The sequence below is a fragment of the Actinomadura violacea genome, assembly GCF_017573465.1.
Lineage (GTDB): Bacteria > Actinomycetota > Actinomycetes > Streptosporangiales > Streptosporangiaceae > Spirillospora > Spirillospora violacea.
In genome coordinates this window covers 112,767-122,784 of the sequence record NZ_JAGEPF010000034.1, presented here as the reverse complement: position 1 = coordinate 122,784, position 10,018 = coordinate 112,767, and the positions used below count along the sequence as shown (strand labels likewise).

The 10,018-nt window shown below is 73.9% G+C and carries 11 protein-coding genes; 6 read left to right on the top strand and 5 right to left on the bottom strand.

The window, feature by feature from the left end; all coding sequences use genetic code 11:
• The 4 genes from J4709_RS54115 to rimP form a co-directional block, all read right to left on the bottom strand.
• A partial coding sequence (locus J4709_RS54115) for a translation initiation factor IF-2 N-terminal domain-containing protein (protein WP_307802048.1) occupies window positions 1–407 on the bottom strand: 407 nt, incomplete at its 3' end.
• 108 nt (window positions 408–515) lie between these two features.
• Entirely contained in the window at window positions 516–818 is a 303-nt protein-coding gene (locus tag J4709_RS43110; protein WP_208250853.1) for a YlxR family protein, read from the bottom strand.
• Between the two features lie 4 nt (window positions 819–822).
• The gene (gene nusA / locus J4709_RS43105) at window positions 823–1,890 is read right to left on the bottom strand and encodes a transcription termination factor NusA (protein ID WP_208250877.1); all 1,068 of its coding nucleotides are present in this window, start codon (window positions 1,888–1,890) and stop codon (window positions 823–825) included.
• A 25-nt stretch (window positions 1,891–1,915) separates the two neighbouring features.
• Window positions 1,916–2,581 carry a ribosome maturation factor RimP gene (gene rimP / locus J4709_RS43100; RefSeq protein WP_208250852.1) on the bottom strand — a complete coding sequence of 222 codons (666 nt, stop codon included), beginning with the start codon at window positions 2,579–2,581 and terminating at the stop codon, window positions 1,916–1,918.
• Between the two features lie 252 nt (window positions 2,582–2,833).
• Here rimP and J4709_RS54110 point away from each other — a divergent pair, with 252 nt between their 5' ends.
• The 3 genes from J4709_RS54110 (at window position 2,834) to J4709_RS55955 (ending at window position 5,638) form a co-directional block, all read left to right on the top strand.
• A complete protein-coding gene (locus J4709_RS54110; protein ID WP_232384903.1) occupies window positions 2,834–3,811 on the top strand; it encodes a ferritin-like domain-containing protein in 978 nt (325 codons plus the stop codon).
• A gap of 86 nt (window positions 3,812–3,897) precedes the next feature.
• Window positions 3,898–4,479 carry a hypothetical protein gene (locus J4709_RS43090; RefSeq protein WP_208250851.1) on the top strand — a complete coding sequence of 194 codons (582 nt, stop codon included), beginning with the start codon at window positions 3,898–3,900 and terminating at the stop codon, window positions 4,477–4,479.
• Between the two features lie 97 nt (window positions 4,480–4,576).
• Window positions 4,577–5,638 carry a TRM11 family SAM-dependent methyltransferase gene (locus J4709_RS55955; protein WP_208250850.1) on the top strand — a complete coding sequence of 354 codons (1,062 nt, stop codon included), beginning with the start codon at window positions 4,577–4,579 and terminating at the stop codon, window positions 5,636–5,638.
• Between the two features lie 10 nt (window positions 5,639–5,648).
• Here the strand turns inward: J4709_RS55955 and J4709_RS43080 are convergent, their stop codons facing one another.
• A complete protein-coding gene (locus tag J4709_RS43080) occupies window positions 5,649–6,353 on the bottom strand; it encodes an HAD family hydrolase (protein ID WP_208250849.1) in 705 nt (234 codons plus the stop codon).
• A gap of 108 nt (window positions 6,354–6,461) precedes the next feature.
• On the opposite strand from J4709_RS43080, the gene J4709_RS43075 reads away from it, so the two are divergent.
• The 3 genes from J4709_RS43075 (at window position 6,462) to J4709_RS43065 (ending at window position 9,967) form a co-directional block, all read left to right on the top strand.
• Window positions 6,462–8,009: a hypothetical protein gene (locus J4709_RS43075; RefSeq protein ID WP_208250848.1), complete on the top strand. Its 1,548-nt coding sequence runs from the start codon at window positions 6,462–6,464 to the stop codon at window positions 8,007–8,009.
• 82 nt (window positions 8,010–8,091) lie between these two features.
• On the top strand, window positions 8,092–8,358 hold the full coding sequence (locus J4709_RS43070; RefSeq protein WP_208250847.1) for a hypothetical protein: 267 nt from the start codon (window positions 8,092–8,094) through the stop codon (window positions 8,356–8,358).
• Between the two features lie 331 nt (window positions 8,359–8,689).
• On the top strand, window positions 8,690–9,967 hold the full coding sequence (locus tag J4709_RS43065; RefSeq protein ID WP_208250846.1) for a lysylphosphatidylglycerol synthase transmembrane domain-containing protein: 1,278 nt from the start codon (window positions 8,690–8,692) through the stop codon (window positions 9,965–9,967).
• Window positions 9,968–10,018 lie beyond the last annotated feature (51 nt).

Genomic DNA, 10,018 nt, shown 5'->3' with positions numbered 1-10,018 from the left:
GGCGGGCGCGGACCCGGCTTCGGGGCTCCGGCGGGACCGCCGGGGGCGCCCGCACCGGGGCCGGGGGTGCCGGCGCCGGGACGCGGCGGGCCGGCCGGGCGGGGCCCGGCGGGCCGCGGCGCCTGCGGGCGCGCACCCTGGGATTCCGGCCCGCCGTTGCTGCGGGGGCCGGGACGCGGCGCGGACGGACGCGGCCCCTGGGGCCGGTTCTGGCCGCCTACGCGCCTGTCCCCCTGCTTGGAGGACGAACCGTTGGAGAAGGCTTCGGTAAGCCTGCGAACGACCGGCGCCTCGATCGTGGAGGACGCCGATCGTACGAACTCGCCCATTTCCTGGAGCTTGGCCATGACGACCTTGCTCTCGACACCGAACTCCTTGGCGAGTTCGTAAACCCGGACCTTGGCCACTGCACTCCCTACTCGGTCCGGGGGTGCGGCCACCGGACCGTCGTTAACCTGCCGTACTCATCGCGGCGTGCTCATCGAGCGCTCATAGCAATCTCGACCTGCTTCCGACTAGACGTCGCTTACCATTCGGCCATCCTGCTGCTGCGCGGCGTTCCCCGCAAGCCGCTCCCGCAGTGCGTCGGTACCGAGCGGTCCGGGCAGGCGGAAGGCCCGCGGGAACGCCCGTCGTCGCTCTGCGAGTTCGAGGCACCGCGGATCGGGGTGCAGATGCGCGCCCCGGCCCGGGAGCCGCCCGCGGGGGTCGGGGACGATCTCGCCCTCGACCACCACCAGGTGCAACAGGTCGGACTTGGCCGTACGAACCCGGCAGCCCACACACGTGCGCCGCGGAACCGCCCGGCCGCTTTTCATGAGTCTACCGCGCCGAGGCGTCGGCGGGACCTGTCGCATGCTCTCCTGATGCGGAAGATCCGGATTCGCCCGCCTCGGGCGCCTTTGAGGGGGTCCGCCCGGACGGCCCGCCCGCCGCCGGCTCGGTGTCGGACCTGATGTCGATCCGCCAGCCGGTCAGCCGGGCCGCGAGCCGGGCGTTCTGCCCCTCCTTGCCGATCGCCAGGGAGAGCTGGTAATCGGGGACGATCACCCGTGCCACGCGGCCGTCGAGGTCGACCACCTCGACTGCGGAAACGCGCGCCGGGGACAGGGCATTCCCGACGAACTCGGCGGGCTCGTCCGACCAGTCCACGATGTCGATCTTCTCGCCGTGCAGCTCGGCCATCACGTTGCGGACCCGGCTGCCGAGCGGCCCGATGCAGGCGCCCTTGGCGTTCACGCCGGACTTGCGCGACCGCACCGCGATCTTGGTGCGGTGGCCGGCCTCGCGGGCGATCGCGGCGATCTCCACGGTGCCGTCGGCGATCTCCGGGACCTCCAGCGCGAACAGCTTGCGGACGAGGTTCGGGTGCGTGCGCGACAGCTGCACCGACGGGCCGCGGTGGCCCTTGCGGACCTGCACGACGTAGGCGCGCAGCCGCTCGCCGTGCTCGTAGCGCTCGCCGGGCACCTGCTCCTGCGGCGGCAGCACGGCCTCCAGCCGGCCGAGGTCGACCAGCACGTTCCGCGGGTCCTTGCCCTGCTGGATGATGCCGCTGACGATGTCGCCCTCGCGCCCGGCGTACTCGCCGAACGTCAGCTCGTCCTCGGCGTCGCGCAGCCGCTGCAGGATCACCTGCTTGGCGGTGGTCGCCGCGATCCGGCCGAAACCGGTCGGGGTGTCGTCGTACTCGCGGAGGGCCTCGCCCTCCTCGCCGGTCTCCGTCGCCCACACGGTCACGTGCCCGCTCTGCCGGTCCAGCTCGACGCGCGCGCGCGGCGCGGCGCCTTCCGTCCGGTGGTAGGCGATGAGCAAAGCGTCTTCGATGGCCTTGACGGCCACGTCGAGCGAGATGTCCTTCTCGCTCTCCAGGCCGCGCAAGGCGGTCATGTCGATGTCCACGAGGTTCCCCCCTCTAGTCCGGCTCAGCCGGAGAACGCGTTTCCTCGGCCTCGCCGGGTGGAACGGGCGAGCCGCCCTCGGGCAAGGGCTTGAACTCCACCTGGACGCGGCCGCGCCCCAGCTCGCCGAGGCCGAACCGGCGGCGCTGCGTCCCGGTGTCCCTCGGTCCGGCGGACTTGCCGCCGCCCTTGCCGGCCCCCTTGGCCCGGCCCGCGGCGACGTCGATCTCGACGGCCTCCTCGTCGGCCGCCACCACGCGGCCCTCGACCTGGCCGCCCTCGGCCAGCGGGACGACGACCAGCCTGCCGACGGCGCGGCGCCAGTGCCGCGGCTCGGTGAGGGGACGGTCGACGCCGGGCGAGGTCACCTCCAGCACGTACGGCGAGGCGCCCATCACCTCGGAGCCGTCAAGCAGCCCGGAGGCGGTCTCGCTCAGCCGGGCGATGTCGTCCAGGCCCACCCCGCCGTCGCCGTCCACGACGATCTTGACGAGCCGGCGGCGCCCGGCGGGGCGCACGTCGACGTCCTCCAGGTCGAAGCCGGCCGCGGCGACCGCGGGCGCGAGCAGCGCGGTCAGCTCGGCGATGGCGGCGTCGCGCGCGGGCCGCGCGGGCGCGTCGCCGCGTCCGCCCCGGGCGCGGCCCCCCTGAGCGCGGCCACCGCGGGACTCGACGCTCATGGGACCCTCCTCCTGTTGTGCCTTCCCGCCCGCCCGGTGAGGGCGGCGGGACCTGTCGCTGAAGTCACCGCTTGTCCGCTGACTCCTCAAGACTATCGAGAGCCGGAGACCTCAGCGGCCTTTCGAACAGCTCACCGGCGCGCCGGATATGGAATGCTTGAGCTGGCCCGATGGACGCGTCCGGCGACCGAGACCGGAGCCGGCGGCGCGGCGCGGGCCGCCACCACCACACCACCGGGTGAGGAGACTCCCTTGCCAGAGGCCGTGCCGCGCCTGCCGGGAACCGTGTCGCGCCGGGGGATGCTGCTGGGCGGCGGCGCCGTGCTGGCGGCACCGTGGCTGGCCGGCTGCACGGCCCGCGCCGACGGGGCCCGTCCGGACGTGGCGACGCTCGTCGGCGCGATCACCTCCGAGCAGGACCTCATCGCGACCTACGAGGCGGCGAAGGCCGCGGAGGCGTCGCTGGCCCGCCGTCTCGACCCCGTCCTGGTGCACCACCGACGCCATCTGGCCGTCCTGAAGCGGCACTACGTGCCCGGCTCGGGGAACAGGGCCCATGAGGGCGGCGCGATCCCTCCGCCGCACGCGGCCGAACTGCCGCACGGGCCCTCGCAGATGATCGCGGCGCTGCGCCTGGCGGAGGACCGCGCCGCCGCCGCGCGCCGGGCCGACGCGGCCAAGGCCACGCCCGGGCTGGCGCAGCTGCTGGCGAGCATCGGCGCCTGCGAGGCGGGCCACGCCGAGACGGTCCGCGCGCACCCGCCCGCCGATCCGGCCAGGTCCGCGACGCAGGCGATCCAGACGGCGCTCGCCGCCGAGCACGCCGCCGTGTACGGGTACGGGGTCCTCGGCGGCAAGCTGCGGGGCACGCCGCAGCAGGTCGCGAAGACGTACTGGGACGCCCACCGCGCGCAGCGCGACAAGCTGGTGTCGATCCTGTCGGTGCGGCCGGTCGCCGCGGCGGCCGGGTACCGGCTGCCGGTGAAGGTCACCAACGCCCGCAGCGCCGCGCGGCTCGCCGCCGCGCTGGAGGACGACCTCGTCCCCGCCTACGTCGCGCTCGCCGGCGCGCCCGCCGCCGACCTGCGCGTCTTCGCCGCCGACAGCGCCGAGCGGTCGATGGCGCGGTCGGCGAGGTGGCGCGCGGGCGCGGGCGACGGCGCCCCGGGCGAGGCGTTCCCGGGCCTGCCGTCGGCGGCCCTGTCACCGCGCCCCGAACCGGGCGAGTGATCTTCCGCACGCCGGGAACGAAAGCGCTCCATGTACACGTTGTCGTCTTTGCACTGGACCACTCGGGGGAGGAGCCCAGACCCGCCATGACCAGCACGTCGCACCGGCACGAGACCGACGGCGCCGGCACCCGCGCGCCCAGTGCGCTGGACGAACTGCGCGCCGCCTACCGGGAGCAGCTGAACCAGCTCGCGGCCGAGCGCGACGAGGCCCGCCGCCAGGCCCGCCGGGCCAAGGCGCAGGCCGCCGTCGCGCGCGCCGACCTCGCGAGCCTGCAGAGCCGCGTCCATGAGCTGCTGACCGCCGCCGCACGGCACCTGCCGGACCTTCCGGCCGTCGAGGCGGCGGACCGTCCCGCCGAGATCGGGGCCGCGCCCGCCGCCTCCCGCGCGATTCCGTCGCCCGCGCCCGCCGAGGTCGAGGTCGAGGCCGTGGCGGGCACCGTCCGTCCCATGGCGGACGAGAGTCCCGCGGCCGTCCGGGCGGGGACGGACGCGCGCCGTCCGGCAGGCGATCCGGACGACACCGGCACGTCCCGGCAGGCGCCCCGAGCCGAGCAGCCCCCGGGAGCCGAGGCGGGAACCGAGCGGCGGGGCGGCGAGACGGTCCGGCACCAGACCAGGCGCAGGTCGCGGAAGGACAGGCGCAGGCGCGTCCGGACGGGTTGACCGGGGAGGAACGGCCCGCCCATGGGCCGTGCGGAGGCCGCCGGGGACGTCTCCCCGGCGGCCTCTCCTCGCCCCGCCGAACTGCTAATGTCCTGCGGTGACCTCGTACGGCCTCCTCGTCTCCCCCTCCCACAACCGGGTCTACGCCCAGTCCGCCGCGGCCCTGGTGAAGGCCGAGCTGGCGGTGTTCGGCGAGCGGGCGCTCGGCGGCCGCGTCCGCGACATCGAGGAGACCTCGATCGGCGGCGTCCCGTACGTGACGTTCTCGGCGGACGGCCTCGGCGAGACCGACGTCCGGCTGCTGTCGAACCTGTCGTCGCTGTACGCGCTGTTCGAGATCGAGGGCGAGCTGCTCAGGCCGGTCGGGCTGCGGCCCCTCGATCTGTTCCCCAGCGACCTGCTGACCATCCAGAAGTACTCGGGGAAGACCAACGAGTACTTCACCAAGCTGCTGCTGAACGTCACCGCGATGGCGACCGACTCCCCCATGGACTTGGTGACGGGCAGGCCACGGCTGCTCGACCCGATGTGCGGGCGGGGCACGACGCTGAACCAGGCCATGATGTACGGGCTGGACGCGGCGGGCATCGACGTCGACGGCAAGGACTTCGACGCCTACGCGGCGTTCATCAAGACGTGGCTGAAGAACAACCGGGTGAAGCACCAGGCCGAGATCGCGCCGATCCGGCGGGAGAAGGCGGTGCTGGGCCGGCGGCTGCACGTGACGCTCGGGGCGTCCAAGGAGCTGTACAAGAGCGGCGAGACGATGGAGATCACCGTCGTCAACGCCGACTCGATCGGCGCGGGGCGGTTCTTCCGGCCCGGCTCGTTCGACCTGATCGTGACGGACGCGCCGTACGGCGTGCAGCACGGCAGCCGGTCGAAGGGCGGCGCGCGCGGGGGCCAGAAGGCCGGGCCGCGGCTGTCGCGCAGCCCGGTGGAGCTGCTGGAGGCGGCGGTGCCGGAGTGGGCGGGGCTGCTGCGCCGCGGCGGCGCGATCGGGATCTCCTGGAACACCTTTGTGGGGCGCCGTGAGGAGCTGGCGGAGATCCTGACCTCCAGCGGGCTGGAGGTGCAGGACTCCGGCGGCTACCTGGACTTCCGGCACCGCGTCGACCAGGCGATCTCCCGCGACCTGATCGTCGCGCGCAAGTCCTGAGCGGGCGGCCTCACGAAGTGGCGTGCCAGGTCTCCACGTGCGGGAGCAGGTCGCCGATGCCGTGGATCAGCGCGTCGGGGGGCGTGAGCCCGGGGCGGGTGAAGGCGTGCGTGGTCTGGTGCCGGATCTGGACGGCGCGCAGCCCGACGGCCTTGGCGCCGTGGATGTCGTCGTAGGGGCGGTCGCCGACGAAGACGCAGGCGGCGGGGTCGGTGGCGCCGACCGCGTCCATGGCGGCGCGGAACGCCTCGGCGTGCGGCTTGGTCCACGGGATCTCGCTGGAGTAGACGGCGCCGTCGAGCAGGTCGAGGACGTCGTCGCGGGCGAAGATCCGCTCGTGCAGCTCGCGGCTCCACATGGTGTTGGACAGCACGCCGACCTTGATGCCGCGCTCGCGGAGCGCGCGGAGCAGGCCGGGGACGGCGGGGTCGGTCCAGGTGTGCGGGGTCCACGTCGCGTAGTGGGTGTCGAGCAGCGCGTCGGTCGGTTCGACGCCGGCCAGCGCGAACAGCTCGGCGAGGGTCGCGCTGCGGTGCTCCTCGGTGCCGCGCCGCCACAGTTCCAGCTCGGCCTCGGCGAGCGCGGCGGCGGCGGTCTCGACGGTCTCGGCGGGCAGGTGCGGGGAGCAGATCGCGCGCCACATGTCGGGCAGCTCGACGTCGTGCCAAGGGGTCAGCGTGCCGCCCCAGTCGAAGATCACTGCTTGTAGGGCCATGCCGGAATCGTAACCATCCGGGCGCGCGGCACGATGATCCGTTAACGCAGTTGACTGAGTCCCGGCGGGCGCGGCCGGGGCTCGCCTTCGCCTCGGTTGAGGAGCCCCATGCGCAGACCGCTCGTCACCTCCGCCCTGTCCGCCGCCCTCCTCGGCGCCGCCGCCGTCCCGGCCGCGGCCGGCGCCATCCCGGACGGGCCCGGAAAGGGCCTCGTCCCCTCCTACATCGGCGGTCCCGCGACGCCGAGACCGCTGGCGGGCGAGCCCGTGCCGGCCAACCCGTACCAGGGGCCGGTCGGCACGTCGTCCATGCACGCCGACAGCTACGCCTCCGACGCCTACCCGTTCACGGGCCCGCTCGGCCGGAATCCCCAGGTGCTCAACGACGCCAAGGGCGGCGGGCTGCCCGGGCTGTGCTCGACGGTCACGTTCGCCAAGCGGACGGGCCTGATCGTCGCGCAGTGCACCAAGGGGCAGAACTTCATGCTCCGGCTGATCGACCCGACGACGCTGAAGGACCTCGCCACCTACCAGCTGCCGCCCAGGTCGTCGACGGTGCAGGCGGTGTTCTCCGGCAGCCTCGACAAGATCTTCACCGACACCTCCGGCGGCGCGTACTACTACCTGGACCCGCAGGACCGGGCGGTGCTCGCCGACTCGCAGTTCCACCTGCGCCGCTTCGCGCACGACAAGGGCCCGGACGGCAAGTGGCGGTTCACGGTCACCGACGACTGGGACCTGTCCGGCCTCCTCCCGCACGACTGCGCCACCTGGACGAACCCGTGGCCGAAGGGCGAGTGCGACCCGATCACCGCGGTCGGCCCGGACTGGACGGGCCTCATCTGGTGGATCACGCGGGCCGGGCGGATCGGCACCGTGAACCCGAAGTCGGGCGCGGTGAAGATGACGCGGCTGCCGGACGAGCAGATCCAGAACTCGTTCGCAGCGGCCGCGGACGGCGTCTCGATCGTCTCCGACCACGCGCTGTACCAGATGAAGGCCGGCCCGGACGGCACGCCGAAGGTGCTGTGGCGCGAGACCTACGACCGCGGCACCGGCCGCAAGCCCGGGCAGATCGACCAGGGCTCCGGGACGACCCCGACCTTCCTCGGCACGAAGTACGTGGCGATCACCGACAACGCCGACGACCGGATGCACGTCATCGTGCGGCGCCGCGACGACGGCCGGCTGGTCTGCCAGGTGCCCGTCTTCAACAGCGGCGCGAGCGCCACCGACAACTCGCTCATCGGCTACGGCAGAAGCCTGTTCGTGGAGAACAACTACGGCTACAAGAACTTCTTCGAGCTGCCGCCCGGCGGGTCGTCGACGGGCGGGGTGAGCCGGGTGGACGTGAACGCAGACGGGCAGGGCTGCCGCACCGTCTGGACGAGCCCGGAGCGGTCGCCGTCCACGGTGGCGAAGATCTCAATCCCGGCCGGGCTGCTCTACCTGTACACCAAGGAGCCGCGCAAGGACCTGATCGACGCGTGGTACCTCACGGCCGTGGACGTGCACACCGGCAAGACCGCGTACAAGGTGCTCACGGGCACCGGGAAGTGGTTCGACAACAACTGGGCGCCCGTCACCATCGGCCCGAACGGGACCGCCTACGTCGGCGTGATCGGCGGGCTCGTCGCCGTCCGCGACCGGGGCTAGCGCCGCCGCGGCCGTGAGTAGGCGCGGCGCCAGCGGGGATACAGGACTGACCGGACGAACCCGACCGGACCGTGGAGGAGCCATGAGGGCGCGCAAGCCCGGGGAGAACCGCGACTTCCGCGAGGACGTGGACGAGATGGGCGACAACGATCAGGACATCGAGATCGGCCTGACCGAGGAGTACGTGATCGACCCGCCCGACGACCTCAGGATCGAGGACCCCCAGCCGAACCCGGACGGGCTGAGCATCGCCGAGTACGAGCGGGAGGCGGAGCGGGACGACGACGACCCGCCGGAGCCCGACACCGCCGCGGAGTCCGACGCGGTCAACCCCACGCGCCGCCCCTGAGGCACCGGCAGGCCCCGCCGAGGAGGATCGCCCTCCCCGGCGGGGCCTTGCGCGTTCTCCCCGTACACCCTGCGCGACCTGGAGTTCTTTCCGGCGGGGCGGGAACAAACAAGACAGACGGGAGTTCTCGGACAGGAAGGCGGTCAGCGGTCAGCGCCCACAGAAGGCACCACGAGCGGCAACGCGACAGGTTGCCGACGAGCCCGCCGGGCGCGCCCAGCGCGGCGCCCGTGGCGAAGATCACTTTGTGGTTCCGTGACCCGCTCATGGGGAATGTCATACCGGAGCCGTAGGTTGCGCTAGGCGGGCGAGCTTGCGAGGTGACCGGGACATGCACGAGACAGTCGCGGCACCGGCACACCCCCAGGCCGACGTCGCCCCACCCCGTCCGCCCGCGGACGGCCCACGACAGAACGCGCCGGACACCGACGATCCGTCCTCCGGCGTACCGTTCCCGGAACGACCGGCCGGCGCGCACGCCGCCGGCGCAGCGCGTCACCCCTGGTGGCGGCGTAAAGCGGGCCTGCTGCTGCAGCTGGGAGTGCTGCTCCTGGCGATCGCGGCGCTGCCGCTCTACCGCGACTCGCTTCCCGACCTCGGCGCGATGTGGCATTCGGTCGCGCACGCCGATCCGGGCTGGCTGACGGTGGTGGTGCTCGCGGTGGCGGGCTCCATGGGCGCGTTCGCCCGGCTCCAGCGGCGGCTGCTGCGCATCGGCGGGCTGCGGATGCCGCTGCGCCGCGCGTTCGCGATCACCTACGCGGGCAACGCGCTGTCCACGACGCTGCCGGCGGGGCCCGCGGTGAGCGTCGTCTACACCTTCCGGCAGTTCCGCCGCGGCGGGGCGTCGGCGAAGCTCGCCACGGCCGTGATCCTGGCGGGCGGCGTCATCACCACGACGGTCTACTCGGTGATCGGCCTGCTGGCGCTGCTCCTCGATCCGGCCACGCGGAGCCCGGCGCTGACGGCGCTCGCGGTCCCGGCCGTGCTGCTCGCGCTGCTGGTGCCGCTGCTGCGGTGGCCGCGCCCGCGCGCGGTGCTGACGGCCCCGCTGCGCCGCGCCTACCGCGCCGCGCTGGCGCATCCGAAGCTCGGCCCGTGGGCCGAACGGCTCGCCGGCGTCCGCGACGTGCTGCGCCCGACCCGGCGCGACTGGGCGGCGCTGATCACGCTCGCGACGCTGAACTGGGTACTCGACATCCTGGCGCTGCTGGCCGCGGCGCACGCCGTCGGCATCGACGTCGATCCGCACGCCGCCGCGCTCGCCTACTTCGCCGCGCAGGCGGCGGGCAGCGTGCTGCCGCTGCTGCCGGGCGGGCTCGGCGCGGTGGAGGGCAGCATGGCCGCCTCGCTCGTCGCGTTCGGCGCGGCCCTCTCCCCCGCCGCCGCGGCGGTCGGCCTGTACCGGCTCGTCTCGTACTGGGGGGTCGTCGCCGCCGGGTGGATCGCCTGGCTCGGCCTGCACGAGGGGCCGCGGCTGCCCGCGCCGGTGAAGGCAGGGCTCGCGGGGGCGGGACGGGTGGTCCTGGACGGCCTGACCTCGACCGCGACCCTCAGCCCGTACAGCTCGGTTCCGCTGGTCGTCCCGGCCGAGGCGCGCCGCCCATAGCCGCGCGCACCGCTCCGAGGAGCCCCGGGCCGAGGGACGGTCCGGGGCTCG